Consider the following 15108-nt stretch of genomic DNA (forward strand, 5'->3'; position numbering starts at 1 on the left):
CCTAGTTGCCGTTCGCGGCGTCGAGCCCCGCGAGCTGGGCGTTGGCCTCGGCGGAGGCGTTGGACAGGACGACGATGTCGACGCGCCGGTTGACGGTGACGGCGCTCGGGTCGGAGTTGGGGATCAGCGGCTGGGTGTCGGCGTAGCCGGTGGCCGACAGCTTCCCGGCCGGCATGCCCTGCGTGATCAGGTAGCGGACGACGGTGGTCGCCCGGTCGGTCGACAGCTCCCAGTTGGACGGGTACGGGCCGCCCGGCGTCACCGGGATCGAGTTCGTGTGGCCCTCGATCCGGATCTGGTTGGGCACCGCCTTCAGCTCCGGGGCGATCGCGTTGAGCACGCGGACGCCGTCGGCCCGCAGCGACGCGGACTCGGCGTCGTAGAGGACGCCGTCGGAGACGACGTGCACGACCAGGCCGCGCTCGTCGATCTCGTACTTGGCCGCGCCGGGGTAGCCGGCGGCGGTCAGCGCGGCGTCGATCTGGTCACGGACGGCGGCGAGCTGGTCGTAGGCGGTCTTCGCCTCGGCCTGGATGGCCTGCGAGCGCTGCAGCGCGGCCTGCGCGGCGGCGTCGTCGATCTGCTGCTGGGACAGGCCCTGCGAGGTCTTGGTCTGCCCGACGCCGGCGGCGATGTCGACCGGGTTCGGCAGGCCGTCGAGCACCGAGGCCTGCGACCCGGTGGCGTTGGTGTCCATCGCGCTGACCGGGGCGCCGAAGCTGGCCGACAGGCCGCTGGCCAGCGCGGCGAACTTCTGCTTGTCGATCTGGCTCATCGCGAAGAGCACGATGAACAGGCACATGAGCAGGGTGACCATGTCCGCGTAGGACACCAGCCACCGCTCGTGGTTCTCGTGCTCCTCTTCCTCGTGCTTCTTGGCCTTCCGCCGGCCGTGGCCGGCCGAGCTCATTGCTCGGCTCCGCGTTCGTTCCGCTCCTCGGTCGCTGGCGCTCCCTGCGATGCTCGCTCACGCGTCGCTCTCGCGGCACTCACGCCGCCTCCTGCTGCTTGACCTCGCTCGGCGGGACGAGGGAGGTCAGCTTGAGGCGGACCGCGCGCGGGCTGGTGCCGGCCTGGATCTCGGTGATGCCCTCGACGAGCAGCTCCATCTGGGCGGCCTGCAGCTCGCTGATGCGCGTGATCTTGGCGCCCATGGGCAGCCAGAAGATGTTGGCCGAGAGCACACCCCAGAGGGTCGCCACGAACGCGCCGGCGATCAGCGGGCCCAGCGACCCGGGGTCGGAGAGGTTCTCCAGCACGTGGATGAGGCCGACGACGGTGCCGATGATGCCGACGGTGGGGGCGTAACCGCCCATGGCGGTGAAGAACTTGGCGGCGACCTTGTCCTCGGCCTTCTTGGCCGAGATCTCACCCTCGAGGACGGAGCGCAGCTCCTCGGGGTCGGTGCCGTCGATGCCCATCTGCAGGCCGCGCTTGAGGAAGGGGTCGTCGATCTCCTTGACCTGGGCCTCCAGCGCGAGCAGGCCCTCCTTGCGGGCCTTCTCGGCGAGGCTGACCAGGGTCTGGATGCGGTCGGAGATCGGCGGGACCTGGGGCGGCAGCAGGGCCTGCTTGAACCAGCCACCGATCTTCTTGACGTCGGCCATGGCCGAGCCGGCGATCGCCGCGCCGAACGTGCCGCCGAACACCAGGATCAGCGGGGGCAGCAGGATGATCGCCATCGGGCTGCTCCCCTCCATGATCATGGTGGCGAGGAGGGCGACCAGCGCGAGGACGATGCCGATCAGGGAAGCCGGGTCCACGGATCAGCGCTCCTCTCGGCTGGGGAAGGGCACGACCGAGGCCGGGTGCTCGTCGGTGTCCTTGGGGGACTGGTACTCACCGCGGTCCATCTCGTACGAGGTGGCGAGGATGCTCGCCCGGTACTCGCGGATCTCGTGCAGGACGTCGTCGACGCTCTCGCGGACGACGTACTTCGTGCCGTCGACCAGGAAGGCCACCGTGTCGGGGTGAGCCTCGACCCGCTCGATCAGGTCGGGGTTGAGTGCGAAACCCTCGCCGTTCAGGCGCGTCACACGGATCACGGTGGGTCCTCTGGTCGTCGGATCTGGCCCCGGACGGGGCATGGAACGGCACTCTCCGTATCGGCTTGACAACGCTCTGGCTTGAGCCGAACGGCGAGCTCACCCCTTCGGGGGTGGGGTGGTAACGGACGCCGACGGCCCGGCCGCCGCTCGGGCGACCGGGCCGTCGGGTCACGCGCGGCCGGAGGGAGTGCCGCGCCTGAAGGGAACCGGCGTCTACAGGGGGGTCGACACCGGGGGAAGGGGTGTTTCGTGTTGCAGCGGCCCCTCTGCAGGGACCCGCGCCGAGCTAGCGAGGCGTGGGGGGCAGAGGGGTCCTTGCTCAGTTCTTCATGTTCACCAGGGTCTGGAGGATCTCGTCGGAGGTGGTGATCACCTTGCTGTTCGCCTGGAAGCCGCGCTGGGCGACGATCAGGCCGGTGAACTCCTCGGAGAGGTCCACGTTCGACATCTCCAGCGCGCCGGCGGTCAGCGTGCCGCGGCCACCCGTGCCGGCGATGCCGACCAGCGGGTTCCCGGAGTTGTTGCCCACGCGGAAGGAGCTGTTGCCGGCCTTGGTCAGACCGCTCGGGTTGGAGAACGTGGCCAGCGCGAGCTGGCCGAGCGACTTCTTCAGCCCGTTGGAGTAGGTGCCGGTGATCGTGCCGTCGCTGCCGAGCGAGAAGGACTCCAGCGTGCCGAGAGCGGAGCCGGCACCGGCCGCGGGCGTCGTGGTGGTCGCGGTGCTCTTGCCGCCGTACTGCGTCACCCCCGACAGGTCGACGGTCACCGGGCCGGCCCACGAGGCGAACGTCGACGTCGGGTCGAAGGTGAACTTGCCGTCGACCGGGGCCGGCGAGGAGGCGATCGACGGGGCCGTCATGGCGCCGGAGGCGTTGAAGGTCACGTCCACCAGGGTGGGCACGGGCGGGGCACCTGTGGTCGGCAGCAGGGTGTTGCCGTTCTCGTCCAGCACGTTGAGCTTCCAGGCACCGGCGGTCGCCGTCTTCTGGAAGACGTAGGTGACCTGGTGGGCGTTGCCCAGCGAGTCGTACATGGTGGCCTGCGTCTGCACGGGTGCGTCGGTGGCGACGGCCTCGGCCGACAGGTTGCCGGTGATGGCGCCCGCCGTCGTCTCCTCCGGGTTGATGACCTGGCCGTAGGGGATGGACAGGTTGCCCACCGGGCCGTTGGTGTTGATGGCGCCGGTGGAGTCGGCAGTCCAGCCCTGCAGGATCGCGCCGTCGGGGGTGACCAGGTTGCCCACGCCGTCGAAGTCGAACGACCCCGCCCGGGTGTAGAGGTTCTCGTTGCCCGACTTCGTCGTGAAGAAGCCGTCACCGCTGATCATGAAGTCGGTCGAGCGGCCCGTGTTCTGGGTCGAACCCTGGCTGAAGTTCGTGCTGACGCTGGCGACCTTGACGCCGAGGCCGACCTGCGCGGGGTTCGTGCCCGCGGTGTCCGCCGTCGGGGCCGACCCGTTGCGCAGCAGCTGCGACAAGGTGTCCTCGAAGACTGTGGTCTGGCTCTTGTAGCCGACGGTGTTGACGTTGGCGATGTTGTTGCCGACGACGTCCATCTTCGTCTGGTGGGCGCGCAGGCCGGAGATGGCCGAGAACATCGAGCGGAGCATGGGGGAAGGTCTCCTCGCTGGGTCGGTTCGCTTGCGGAGGGCGGGACGGGCAGGTCAGGAGACCTGGGTGATGCGACCCAGCGGGACGGATTTCCCGCCGATGGTCGCGGTGGCCGGGGTGGTGTCGTCGCCGAGGAGGACCGAGGTCACGGCACCGGTCTGCGCGGCGCCGTTGTCGTCGGTGTAGGTCACGGTGTGACCGACGATCACGCCGGCGTTCATGGTCTTCTGCAGGGCCACGATCGAGGCGTTCTGCTGGACCAGCTGGTCGAGCTTCTCCACCTGGCTGAACGCCGCCGTCTGCGACATGAACTGCGTCGGGTCGGTCGGATTGCTCGGGTCCTGGTAGCGCATCTGGGCGACCAACAGCTTGAGGAACGTGTCCTTGTCCATCTGGTCGGGCCGGTCCACGGAGGTCGTGGCGGTGTTGGTGGCGACCGCGTTCGAGCCGCCCACAGGTGCAGTCATCGTCGTCTCCGGGTTCAGACGCGCACGTCCACGCCGGGCGACGCGGACGACGAGGGAACGGTGCGGACCGGGCGGCCCTCACCGGGGTCGGGGGCGCCGCGCAGCCACGGGGCCGACCGGGCCTCGCCGCGCTGCTGCGAGCCCTGCCCCCACTGCTGGCCGGCAGCCTGCTGCTGGGTCGCGAAGGACCCGGAGGTGTCGCGCGAGACGTCGAGCCGGTTGAGCGTCAGGCCGGCGCTCTGCAGGTCGCGGCGCAGGTCGGGCAGCGCCTGCAGCAGTGCTTCGCGGCCGTGCTCGTGCGAGCCGGCCAGGTTCAGCTCGAGGCTGCCGTTGCTCATGGTGACCTGCACCTGCACCGGCCCCAGGTTCTCGGGGGTGAGGACGACGGTCATCGTGTGCACGCCGTCGGGCCGGCTGGCCAGGACGGCGACCGGCTGGCTCAGCTGAGCGGCGACCGGCGGCTGGGCGGCGGGCGCGGCCGGAGCGGCCGGAACGGTCGCGGCCACCGGCGCGGCCACGGGAGCCGGCGGGGTCGCCGTCACCGCAGTCGGAGCCGGTGCCGGTGCGTCGTCGCCGTCGGAGGGCGCCTGGTCGGTGCCGTTGCCGGCGGACCCGGCCGTCACGTCACCCGACGCGGCCGGGACGGCGGTCGTGGCGGTCGCGGTCGCGTCGGCAGCCGGCTCGGCCACCGGTGCCGGGGTCTGCGCGCCGACCGGCGCCGCGGCCGGTGCGTCCGGTGCCGTCGCACCCACCACCGTGGCCGGAGCCGCGGCCGGGGCCGGCGCAGGGCTTTCGGCGGGGGCCTGGACGACGGTGAAGCCCTCCGCCACCGGGGTCGTGGGACCGCCGGCCGGAGGCGCCGCGGGCAGGCCGGCAGGGGCGGAGGCCGGAGCAGCCGGCGTGGGCGCGCCGGGAGCCGCCGGATCGGGGCCGGGGAGCAGGCTCGGGAGCGGCGTGCCGTCGGCAGCCGGCGCCGTCGGCAGCGGGAGGGCGGGAAGGTCGGTGCCGGTCGCCGCCGGAGCCGTGGCACCGGCGATCGCGCCGAGCGCGTCGACCGGCGCGGCACCGGTCGCCGGAGCGGTCGTGCCCGGTGCGGCGGGCGTGGCGACGCTCAGGGCCGCGCCCTGGATGAGCAGCGCCCACGTGGTGGCGGGCTGCGCCGCCGGGGCCGAGGGATCGGCCGGGACGGCGTCGTCCGTCGGGGTCTCGTCGGCCTCGTCGGTGGCGTGCTCGGGACGCGACCGCTCCGCACCCCGACGTCCGTGGACGCGGCCGTGCGGCTCGTGCGGGGCGTCGTTCGCCCGGTCGGCGGCACGGTCGCTGCGGCGCTGCTCGGCGCGCTCGTGCGCGGCGTCGCGGCCGACGCCGTTGTCCGACGCGGGGCGCCCGGCACCGGACAGCGCGCCGTCCAGGGCCGAGGCGAACGCGCCGCTGTCGGAGCCGGTGCCGGCGGAACCCTGCGTCGAGCGGGTCGCGGGCAGCGCGGGCAGCGCTACGGGTGCGCTCATCGGTAGGCCTCCGCCTTGCTCATCACCGATCGGACGTAGTTCTGCGTCTCGCTGTAGGGCGGGATGCCGCCGTACTGCCGGACCGCGCCGGGCCCGGCGTTGTAGGCGGCCAGCGCCAGCGGGGTCGAGCCGAACTGCTGGGTCAGGCTCGACAGGTAGCGGGCCGCCCCGTCGATCGCCGAGGACGGGTCGAAGGCGTTGACCCCGAGGCCCTTGGCGGTCGACGGCATGAACTGCATGAGCCCCTGGGCGCCGGCCGGTGACACCGCCTGCGAGTTGAAGCCGGACTCCTGCGAGGCGACCGCGGCCAGCAGGGAGGGGTCGACGCCGTAGCGGGCCGCGGCGCTGGTGAACAGGTTCGCGTAGGGGACACCGGCGAGCGCGCTGCCCGACGAGGTGCCCGACGCCGCGGCGGTCGTCGGCAGCACGCGGCGGATCACCGTGGGGTTGCCGACGTCCTGGACCTTGACCGTCTCGCCCTCCTGCGGCGCGGCGATCATCTTGCCGTCGCCGACGTAGATGCCGACGTGGTCGACGCCGGGCCGCGACGAGCTGTAGTCGAAGAAGACCAGGTCACCGGGCCGTGCGTCGGCCAGCGAGGCGACCGCCTGGCCGGAGGTGGCCTGCTGCGAGGCGGTCCGCGGCAGGTCGATGCCGAGGTTCTTGTAGACCAGCTGCGTGAGCCCGGAGCAGTCCAGCCCCTTCGACGGGTCGGTGCCGCCCCACTGGTAGGGCACGCCGAGGTACTTGGACGCCTCGGTGACCACGCCCTGCTCGGACGCCGTCCCGGCCGTCCCGGTGGCGTAGTCGGTGTCGGTACCGGAGAGCCCGGCGGCCGCGGCGGCCGACGCCCAGTTGGTCTTCGACGTCGTCCTGGTGCCGAGGATGAACCGCTGCTGGATCTCGGCGATGCGGGACTGGACCGCGGTCACCCCGTCCACGGCATCTCCTCAGCCGCCGACCCGGCGCGCGGGCGGCCGGCGCGGCCGGTCACGAGGTCGTCCACGGCTCTCTCCTCGGCAGCCTGATCAGCCAACCGGATCGCCTCGGCGTGACGATCCTTCAGCCGTTCCAGCGCCTTGGTGCGCTGGGCGGCCGCCGTCCACTGCTGGCGCACCAGCTCGGCCTGCTCGGCCGAGGCGGTGGCGAGCGACCGCTGGGCGGCCGCGTCCTCGGCCGCGACCCGCAGCAGCGCCATCGAGGCGCGGAAGGCGCCCGCGGTCGACGACACCGGCGGGTGGGCGCCGACCAGCGCGGTCTCCCGCTCGGTGGCGTGCCGGTCGGCCTCGGCCGCGGCGTTCGCCGCCTGCGCGGCGGCCTGCGCGGCGGCCCGCTCCTGGGTGCGGCGCAGCTCGAGCACCGGCTGCAGCCGGAAGGCGGCGCGCTTGCCCATCAGGCCGCCGTCCCGTACGTGACGATGCGGTGCAGCCAGGCCCACGACTCCTCGGGCGCCGTGGCGTCGCCGACCGGCTGCTGCAGGAACGCGTCGATGGCCGGGGCCAGCTCGCGGGCGCGGTCGACCATCGGGTCGCTGCCGGCCTGGTAGGCGCCGATCTCGATGAGCTCCTTGACGTCGCGCAGCGCGCCCATGAGCCGGCGGCACTCGCGGGCGTCGGCCATCTTCTCCGGCGGCACCACCGCCCCGGCCACCCGGGAGATCGACTCCAGGACGTCGATGGCCGGGAAGTGGCCGGTGGTCGCGAGCTTGCGGGTCAGCACGATGTGCCCGTCGAGGATGGACCGGGCGGTGTCGGCGATCGGCTCGTTGTGGTCGTCGCCCTCGACGAGCACCGTGTAGAGCCCGGTGATCGAGCCGGTGGCGCCGGTACCCGCCTTCTCCAGCAGCTTGGGCATCATCGCGAAGACGCTGGGCGGGTAGCCGCGGGTGGCCGGCGGTTCGCCCGCCGAGAGCCCGACCTCGCGCTGGGCCATGGCGGTGCGGGTGATCGAGTCCATGAGCAGCAGGACGTCGAGGCCCTGGTCGCGGAACGCCTCGGCGATGCGGGTGGCGACGAAGGCGGCCTTGAGCCGCACCAGCGGGGGCTCGTCGGAGGTGGCGACGACGACGACGGTGCGCGCCAGGCCCTCCTCGCCGAGGTTCTCCTCGATGAACTCGCGCACCTCGCGGCCACGCTCGCCGATCAGGCCGATGACCCGGACGTCGGCGCTCGTTCCCCGGGTGATCTGGGACAGCAGGGTGGACTTGCCGACGCCGGAGCCGGCGAAGATGCCCAGGCGCTGGCCCTTGCCGCACGGCACGAGGGTGTCGAGGGCCCGGACGCCGAAGGTGAGCGGCTGGTCCACGCGGGTCCGGGACAGCGCGTGCGGGGTCTCGCTGGACAGGTCGACCCACGAGACGCCGGCCGACAGCGGCCGACCGCCGTCGACCGGTCGGCCCAGCCCGTCGAGCACGCGGCCGAGCAGGCCCGGGCCCACGGGCACCTGCAGCGGCCGGCCGGTGTTGCGCACCGGCGCGCCGGCGTGCACCCCCGACAGGTCGCCGAGCGGCATGCAGGTGAGCTTGTCCCGGCCCACCGCCACCACCTCGGCGAGCAGCGCGCGCGGGGTCGCCGGGTTGACCTCGACGAGGTCGCCGACGGCCGCGACCACGCCGTCGACGGCCAGCGTGAGGCCCATCGCGCCGACGACCTGACCGGTGACCTGGGGGAGGGCGGCGGCCCGGGCGCGGGGGAGAACCAGCTCGAGGGTCATACCGCCAGCACCGCCTGCACCCGCTCGAGGGCGGCGCCGAGCTGGGCGTCGATGCGCTGCGGGCCGCACTCGGCGACCGCGCCGGCCCGCTCGATCGCGGCGTCGGCGACGACGCTGATCGTGGCGGGCAGCGCGGCGAGCGCCTCGGCCGGCACCTCGGCGAGGTCGTCGGGGTGCAGCCGGACGACGGCGGGCGTCTCCGTGGGCACGAAGGTCAGCGCGCGGCGCAGCGCGTCGAGCCCGGGGGACTCGGCGAGCGCGAGCTCACGCCCCAGCAGGTCCTCGACCAGCGTCACGACCGCGGTCAGGATCGAGTCGCGGATGTCCTCGGCGATCGGCAGCGCGGCCTCGTCGAGCCGGTCGGCCGCGGCACCCAGCGCGGCGGTCGCCGACACCAGGCGCCGCTCCCAGCGGGCCTGCACCTCGGCCAGCCGCTCGGCGGCGGCCCGCTCGGTCTCGGCCACGACCGACTCGGCGGCGGTCATCCCCTCGGCGTGCCCGGCCGCGAAGCCCTCCGCGTGCGCCTGCTCGCGCAGCCGGTCGAGCTCCTCGGCGTACACGTCGCCGAGGCGGAACGATGGCCGGTTGGAGACGGCGGCGTCCGACGGCAGCTCGGCCGGCGGCACCGGCTGGTCGGCGGCCCGGCGGATCGTCGCCCGCCGGTCGACCGGCGACGGGGTCGGGACCGGGTCGAGGGCGTCCCGGTAGGAGACCGCCCGTGCCGCGAGGGCGCCCCGCAGCAGGGCGCCCTCGCGGGGAGCGCGGGTGTCAGGAGACGAAGTCATCCTCACCGCCCCGCGTGAGAGTGAGGACGCCCTGCTCCTCCATCGTGCGGATGATGCCGACGACCTTGGCCTGGGCCTCCTCGACCGTGCGGGTCCGGACCGGGCCGAGCAGGTCGATCTCCTCGGCGAGGTTCTCGGCGGCGCGCTCGGAGAGGTTGCGGGTGACCTTGTCGCGGACGTCGGGGCGCACGCCCTTGAGGGCGGTGGCCAGGTCGTTGGCCTCGACCTCGCGCAGCACCAGCTGCAGGGAGCGGTCGTCGATGCTGACGATGTCCTCGAAGACGAACATCTGCGAGCGGACCTGCTCGGCCAGCTCCGGGTCGGTGTTGTCCAGCCACTCGAGGATCGAGCGCTCCGTGGGCCGCGGGGAGCGGTTGATGATCTCGACCAGCGTCTCGACGCCGCCGACCGTCGTCATGTCCTGGTGGGCCAGCAGCGAGCCCATGCGGCGCTGCAGCTCCTCCTCGACCAGCCGCACCATCTCCGGCGAGGTGCGGTCCATCATCGCGATCCGGTGCGCGACCTCGGCCTGCTGCTCCGGGTTGAACCCGGAGAGCACCTCGGCCGACTGCGCGGCGGTCAGGTGGGCCAGCACCAGGGCGATGACCTGCGGGTGCTCGTCCTTGAGGAAGGTGACCAGCTGCCGGACGTCGGCGTTGCGCAGCGAGGCGAACGGCACCTCGGTGTAGACGACGTTGAGCCGCGACAGGATGCCGTCGGCCTTGTCCTCACCGAGGCCGGCCGCCAGGATCTCGCGCGCGAAGTCGACGCCGCCGCGGCCGACGAACCGCTGGGCGGTCATCATCTGGTGGAACTCGTTGAGGACGCCGTCGACGTCCTCGGGCTCCACCGTGTTGAGCCGCATGAGCTCGCGGGTGAGCGACTCGACCTCGCGCGGGCGCAGCTTGGCGAGCAGGATGCCGGCCTCCTCCTTGGACATCTGGGCGAGGAAGACCGCGGCCTTCCGCAGCCCCGGGAGCTCCGGCCGGGCCGGCGCGGACGGGGTCGTGGTGGCGGGCAGGTTGGCGCTCCCGCCGGCGAGGCCGACGAGCTGCTCCACGGACGAGATGCTCACGCCGACGCTCCTGACTTGGACTCGCTCAGCCAGCCGCGCAGCATCGCCGCGACCTCGTCGGGCTTCTCGGCCACCATCGTCGAGATCTCGCTGCGGACCCGCTGGCGCTCGGCCGCCTCCAGCTCGAGGGCGGCGGTGTCGACGATCGGCTCGTCACGGGTGCTGGAGACCCGCAGGCGCTCCAGCTCGGCCAGCATGTCGTCGGAGAGCTCGAGCGGCTCGTACTCCTCCTCGACCTCGCCGCGGCGGCGCGAGCGCAGCCAGACGATGAGGATCACCAGCAGGATGCCCAGCGCGATGCCGCCGGTCTTCACCAGCGACCACATCTGCGCCTGCTGCTCGGCCTTCTTCGCCGCCTGGACCTCGGCCTGGGCCTGCTGGGCGGCGGTCGTGTCGAACGGCATCGCGGCCACGGTGATCGCGTCCCCGCGCGAGGTGTCCAGGCCGACGGCGTTGCCGATGAGGCTCTGCACCTGCTGCTGGTTGAGGTTGCCGGCGACGGTGCCGTCCATGACGACCGAGACGGTCATCCGCTTGATCGTGCCCGGCGCGTCCTGGGTGGTCGTCGTCGTCTTGTCCACCGCGTTGTTGTCGGTGGTGTCGGACTTGTTGTACGACGAGTTCCCCGAGCCGCCGGTCGTGCCGGTGTTCTCCGGGCCGAGCACGCCGCCGACGGCGCCGCCGGTGCCGCTGTAGGTCTCGGAGCTCTGGCTGGAGGAGATCGGCGGGGTCCCCTGGTTGTAGCTGTAGGTCTCCGACGTCGACTGCCGCTGGGACAGGTCGAGGTCGGCCCGCACCGAGACGACGGCGTGGTTGGGGCCGAGGACCTGGTCGAGGATCTTCTGCGCGTTGGCCGCGAGCCGGTTCTCGTAGTCGGTCTCCAGCGCCGAGCGCTGGTCGCCGGCGGCGGCGCTGACCTGCCCGGCCGCCGAGAGCACCTGGCCGTTGGAGTCGGCGACGGTCACGTCCTTGGGGTCCATGCCCTCGATGCTCGAGCTGACCAGGTTGGTGACCGCGCTGATCTGCTCGCCGGAGAGGTTCGTGCCCGCCGCGAGGTCGAGCAGCACCGACGCCGTCGGCTTGCCCTGGTCCTGCACGAACACCTGGTCCTTGGGCAGCGCGATGTGCACGACGGCGGTGTTGACGCCCTTGATCGCCTCGAGGGTCTTGGCCAGCTCGCCCTCGACGGCGCGCTGGTAGGTCACCTGCTGCTGGAACTCGCTGGTGGTGATGCCCTGCTGGTCGAGCAGGGAGTACCCGGTGTCCTGCCCGGCGGGCAGGCCCTTGCCGCTCATGGTGAGCCGCAGGTTGTACACCTGGTCGTTGGGCACCATGATCGTCGACCCGCCGTCGGCGAGGGTGTAGCTGACCCCCTCGGCGTTCAGCTCGTCGACGATCGCCGAGGCGTCGGTGGACGCCAGGTTGGAGAACAGCGGCGACAGCGTCGGCGCCGTGATCCAGTTGTAGAAGAAGAACCCGCCGAGGATCAGCCCGGCGGCGAGCAGGCCGATGACGACCTTCTGCCCCAGACTGATCGTCGAGAGCACGGACCGGATCCGCGCCAACGGCCCGGCGAGCGCAGCAGGCATCAGACTTGCATCCTCATGATCTCGTTGAAGGCGCTAACCGCCTGGTTCTTGATCGCGACCACCATCTCGGTGGCCAGGGACGCCTCGTTGCTGGCGATCATGTAGTCGTGCACGTCCTGCAGGTCGCCGGTGGCGGCCTGGGTGGCCAGGTTGTCGGCCTTGGACTGCGTGGACTGCAGCTGGTCGAGCGAGCTCGCCAGGATCCCGGCGAAGTCGCTGCCGCTGGTGCTCGAGGCGGCCGGCGTGCTGGTGGCACCGCCGATCGCGGACACGCCGGTGAACCCGGCGAGCGAGACGCCGGGGATGGGTGACGTCATCGTCAGCCCTTCCCGAGGTTCAGCGCGGCCTTGTAGGCGTCGGTGGCCCGGTCGATGACCGCGGCGTTGGCCTGGTAGCCACGCTGCGCCATCATCAGCTCGGCCATCTGGTCACCGAGGTCGATGTCCGGGTACTTGACGTTGCCGTTCTCGTCGGCGAGCGGGTTGTCCGGCTCGTAGACCACGCGGCCCTCGCCGCTGCCGAAGGACACCCCGGCCACCTGGACCCCGCCGTCGCCCTGGCCGTAGTCCACGGCCTGGACCGACACCATCCGCTCCTTGAACGCGTCCTCGCTGGTGCGCGAGGCCGTGTTGATGTTGGAGATGTTGTCGGAGACGGCGTCGAGCCACTTGCGGTGCGCCAGCATGCCGGAGCCCGCGATGCTCATCGCACCGAAGAGAGCCATGTCAGGTCGTCTTCAGCGCGTTGCGCAGGAGCGAGTACTTGCCGTCGAGGGCGTTGAGCGCCAGCTGGTAGCGCAGCCCGGTCTCGGTGGCGATGACCGTCTCGCTGTCCAGGTTGACGTTGTTGCCGTTCGTGTTCGTCGGCTCCAGCGAGCGGGCGACGGTGCCGCCGGAGATCGTCGGCGTCTCGCCGCCGCTGATCTCGGCCTTGAGGGCGGACTCGAAGTCGGTGCGGCCGGCCAGGAAGCCCGGTGTGTTGATGTTGGCGATGTTGTCGGCGGTCACCCGCTGGCGCTCGGCCAACCCCGTGAGGGCGCTGTGCAGCGCCGTCATGGTGCGGTCCTCGATCAGCATGGAACCCGCCGTCGCTCAGCGGTGCAGGACGCAGCCCACATCAAAGAGACCTCCGGATACGCGGCATCGCACGCGCGAGACGCGCGTGCGGAGGGTCCGCCGATCCGTGGCGAGACGTTGCACTCCGTGCTCATCCCTCATCGGCACCCCGCCGGTCGCAAGTGACCAGGTGGGCGGCACGCGAGAGGGGGGATTCGACTGCCGGGGTGCGCGGTGCGGGTGTGACTCGCGACCGTGACCGTGCCGTGACGCAGCGACGCCCGGTGTCCCACCGGTAGGCGGGACCCCGGGCGTCGGAGGTCGCGGGGGAGTGGCGTCAGCGCGCGGCGGGGGCCAGCCCGGCGGTGGGACGGCCGGCGCCGCGGCGCTTCGCCGAGTTGTCCAGGGCCGTACGCCAGGCGTCGACCCACCGGGGAGCGGTGTGCTCGGTGAGGTGGCCGGCGAGGACCTTGTCGCGGGCGGCGGCGGCCAGCTCCCGGCGGCGGTCGAGGTCCTCGATGCCGGTGGCGACCCACTTCGCCCAGTCCTTGGGGGACTTCGCCGGCAGGCCCAGGCCGAGCCGCTCGTACTCAGGGGTGCGGGCGCGCACGCAGAAGACCCCGCGGGCCGAGTACTCCAGCGGCTTCAGCCAGCTCTTGCACTCGTTGAACCGGTCCATGCGCAGCGGGGCGATGCCGATGTCGAACACCTCGCCCATCCGCGTCACGTACTCGTAGGTGTCCTTGACCCAGGGGATCTCCTCCGGGTCCTCGGTGAGGCCCAGGCGCGACCAGGCGTCCCACTTCTGGCCGAAGACGACGAACCGGGAGCGGCCGCGGGTCCGGTCCAGCGCCTGGCGCAGTCCCGAGCCCATCTCCTGCAGGTCGTACGGGTGCCCGAGCACGTTGCCGGTCCAGCCCACCGCGACCGTCTCGGCGTCGCGCTCGTAGGCCGGCGGGAGCTCGGCGAGGCTGCGGTGCAGCGCGTTGGGGACGACGACGCCGCGGCCGTGCGACGCGTACTCCTCGAGCAGCGCCGGGGTCGAGACCGTGACCAGATCCGCCTCGCGGGCGCACTCCAGCATCATGCGGGCCATGCCCTTGCGCAGCAGCGCGCCGTGCGCCATGTGGCCGTAGGGGACGCCGGAGAGCAGGTCGTCGCCCTCGACCACGACGGCCAGGCCCTTGTCCTTGAGGATCCGCAGGCTCTGCAGCATCGCCTCGGTCTTGGGCAGCTGGAGGACGACGACGTCGAAGTCGCCGACCTCGACGTCGACGACCGCGTCGTCGCGCACCGTCGTCGTCAGGCCCACCGTGGTGTGGATGTCGACGTCGATGCCGGACTCGCGGATCGCACGCACCGGCTCGGTGACGCGGTAGTGGATCGAGCCGGCGCTTCCGGCGGAGTGGACGACGAGGACGCGCATGGCACGGGGACCTTTCGATTGCCGGGTACTCCCGACAGTCATCGGCAGTCCGACTGCGCGAGGTGACGAAACGTCCCTGACGGAACTCTCAGATGGCCTGGTCGAAGAAGGTGGCGACGGGCCGGCTCGGTCCGTAGGACATCCGGGCGGCCACGTCGCGCTGACGCTGGCTCTGGGTGATGCGCTCGACGATCCGCTCGGCGACGGCGAGCTGGTGCTGCAGCAGGCGGGCCGCGCGCTCGCGCAGGTCGTCCGGCAGCGGGCCGAGGCCGCTGGGCGGCACCCAGTCCGCGGAACGGTTCCCCCAGGCGGCGATCTCCTCGGCGCGGCCGCGGGCCAGGGTCGCCTCGGCCTCGACGACCCGGCCCTCGAGGTCGTCGAGGGCGGCTTCCCACGTCGTCGGCGTCGACCCGTCGCCGCCGGCGACGAAGCGCCCGCCGGCGGTCATGCCGGCAGCGCCGCCAGCGAGGCCGCGGCCTCGCGCCACGCGTCGCGCAGCGGCTCGACCACCTTGCGGCAGTCCCGCACGCGGCGCAGGTCGCCCTTGATGCCGGCCTGGATGAGCTCCTGGATCAGCCAGACGTAGAGCGCGGCCAGCCGCGGGCCGCCCTCCCACACGTCCACGTTCAGGGTGGCGTGCAGCTCCACGATGATGTCCTGCGCGTGCTGGATCTGCTCGCGGGCCGCGTCGCGGTCGCTGCGGACCAGCAGGTCCTCCGCGCGCTCGAGGTCGAGCGCGAGCCGGTCGTAGAGCATGACCAGTAGCTGCTGCGGAGACGCGGTGGCGACCCGGTCGTTCAGGTAGCGGGCTCGCAGGGCGGCGGTGCTCATGG

Annotated in this window: 18 protein-coding genes; all 18 read right to left on the reverse strand. The window is 72.4% G+C overall.

What is annotated here, in order from left to right:
- Position 1: 1 nt before the first annotated feature.
- Positions 2–910, reverse strand: a complete 909-nt coding sequence (locus GGQ55_RS13160) for an OmpA/MotB family protein (RefSeq protein ID WP_179717358.1) — start codon at positions 908–910, stop codon at positions 2–4.
- A 79-nt stretch (positions 911–989) separates the two neighbouring features.
- Positions 990–1763 carry a flagellar motor protein gene (locus tag GGQ55_RS13165; protein ID WP_179717360.1) on the reverse strand — a complete coding sequence of 258 codons (774 nt, stop codon included), beginning with the start codon at positions 1761–1763 and terminating at the stop codon, positions 990–992.
- A 3-nt stretch (positions 1764–1766) separates the two neighbouring features.
- Entirely contained in the window at positions 1767–2036 is a 270-nt protein-coding gene (locus GGQ55_RS13170; protein ID WP_366489238.1) for a flagellar FlbD family protein, read from the reverse strand.
- A 331-nt stretch (positions 2037–2367) separates the two neighbouring features.
- A complete protein-coding gene (locus GGQ55_RS13175; RefSeq protein ID WP_179717364.1) occupies positions 2368–3657 on the reverse strand; it encodes a flagellar hook protein FlgE in 1290 nt (429 codons plus the stop codon).
- Between the two features lie 54 nt (positions 3658–3711).
- Positions 3712–4125 carry a flagellar hook assembly protein FlgD gene (locus GGQ55_RS13180; protein ID WP_179717366.1) on the reverse strand — a complete coding sequence of 138 codons (414 nt, stop codon included), beginning with the start codon at positions 4123–4125 and terminating at the stop codon, positions 3712–3714.
- 14 nt (positions 4126–4139) lie between these two features.
- Positions 4140–5633 carry a flagellar hook-length control protein FliK gene (locus tag GGQ55_RS13185; protein WP_179717368.1) on the reverse strand — a complete coding sequence of 498 codons (1494 nt, stop codon included), beginning with the start codon at positions 5631–5633 and terminating at the stop codon, positions 4140–4142.
- Positions 5630–6574, reverse strand: a complete 945-nt coding sequence (locus GGQ55_RS28410) for a transglycosylase SLT domain-containing protein (RefSeq protein ID WP_179717370.1) — start codon at positions 6572–6574, stop codon at positions 5630–5632. The genes GGQ55_RS13185 and GGQ55_RS28410 overlap by 4 nt, the downstream gene beginning before the upstream one ends.
- The gene (locus GGQ55_RS13195; protein ID WP_179717373.1) at positions 6562–7026 is read right to left on the reverse strand and encodes a flagellar FliJ family protein; all 465 of its coding nucleotides are present in this window, start codon (positions 7024–7026) and stop codon (positions 6562–6564) included. Before GGQ55_RS13195 ends, GGQ55_RS28410 begins: the two co-directional genes overlap by 13 nt.
- Positions 7026–8345 (reverse strand): FliI/YscN family ATPase, encoded by a 1320-nt coding sequence (locus GGQ55_RS13200; RefSeq protein ID WP_179717374.1) that lies wholly within the window; start codon positions 8343–8345, stop codon positions 7026–7028. Before GGQ55_RS13200 ends, GGQ55_RS13195 begins: the two co-directional genes overlap by 1 nt.
- Positions 8342–9130 (reverse strand): FliH/SctL family protein, encoded by a 789-nt coding sequence (locus tag GGQ55_RS13205; protein WP_179717376.1) that lies wholly within the window; start codon positions 9128–9130, stop codon positions 8342–8344. Before GGQ55_RS13205 ends, GGQ55_RS13200 begins: the two co-directional genes overlap by 4 nt.
- A complete protein-coding gene (fliG, locus tag GGQ55_RS13210; RefSeq protein WP_179717378.1) occupies positions 9114–10205 on the reverse strand; it encodes a flagellar motor switch protein FliG in 1092 nt (363 codons plus the stop codon). The genes GGQ55_RS13205 and fliG overlap by 17 nt, the downstream gene beginning before the upstream one ends.
- Positions 10202–11794 carry a flagellar basal-body MS-ring/collar protein FliF gene (gene fliF / locus GGQ55_RS13215; RefSeq protein ID WP_179717380.1) on the reverse strand — a complete coding sequence of 531 codons (1593 nt, stop codon included), beginning with the start codon at positions 11792–11794 and terminating at the stop codon, positions 10202–10204. The genes fliG and fliF overlap by 4 nt, the downstream gene beginning before the upstream one ends.
- Entirely contained in the window at positions 11794–12111 is a 318-nt protein-coding gene (gene fliE, locus GGQ55_RS13220; protein WP_179717382.1) for a flagellar hook-basal body complex protein FliE, read from the reverse strand. Before fliE ends, fliF begins: the two co-directional genes overlap by 1 nt.
- Before the next feature lie 2 nt (positions 12112–12113).
- Positions 12114–12518 carry a flagellar basal body rod protein FlgC gene (locus tag GGQ55_RS13225; RefSeq protein WP_179717384.1) on the reverse strand — a complete coding sequence of 135 codons (405 nt, stop codon included), beginning with the start codon at positions 12516–12518 and terminating at the stop codon, positions 12114–12116.
- A gap of 1 nt (position 12519) precedes the next feature.
- Complete coding sequence (locus GGQ55_RS13230) at positions 12520–12870, reverse strand: flagellar basal body rod protein FlgB (protein WP_246323807.1); 351 nt, start codon at positions 12868–12870, stop codon at positions 12520–12522.
- 316 nt (positions 12871–13186) lie between these two features.
- Entirely contained in the window at positions 13187–14275 is a 1089-nt protein-coding gene (locus GGQ55_RS13235; RefSeq protein ID WP_179717386.1) for a glycosyltransferase family protein, read from the reverse strand.
- Positions 14276–14363: 88 nt separating this feature from the next.
- The gene (locus tag GGQ55_RS13240) at positions 14364–14723 is read right to left on the reverse strand and encodes a hypothetical protein (protein ID WP_246323808.1); all 360 of its coding nucleotides are present in this window, start codon (positions 14721–14723) and stop codon (positions 14364–14366) included.
- Positions 14720–15106 carry a flagellar export chaperone FliS gene (gene fliS / locus GGQ55_RS13245; protein ID WP_179717387.1) on the reverse strand — a complete coding sequence of 129 codons (387 nt, stop codon included), beginning with the start codon at positions 15104–15106 and terminating at the stop codon, positions 14720–14722. Before fliS ends, GGQ55_RS13240 begins: the two co-directional genes overlap by 4 nt.
- Positions 15107–15108 lie beyond the last annotated feature (2 nt).

The sequence above is a fragment of the Petropleomorpha daqingensis genome (assembly GCF_013408985.1).
Taxonomy (GTDB): Bacteria; Actinomycetota; Actinomycetes; order Mycobacteriales; family Geodermatophilaceae; genus Petropleomorpha; species Petropleomorpha daqingensis.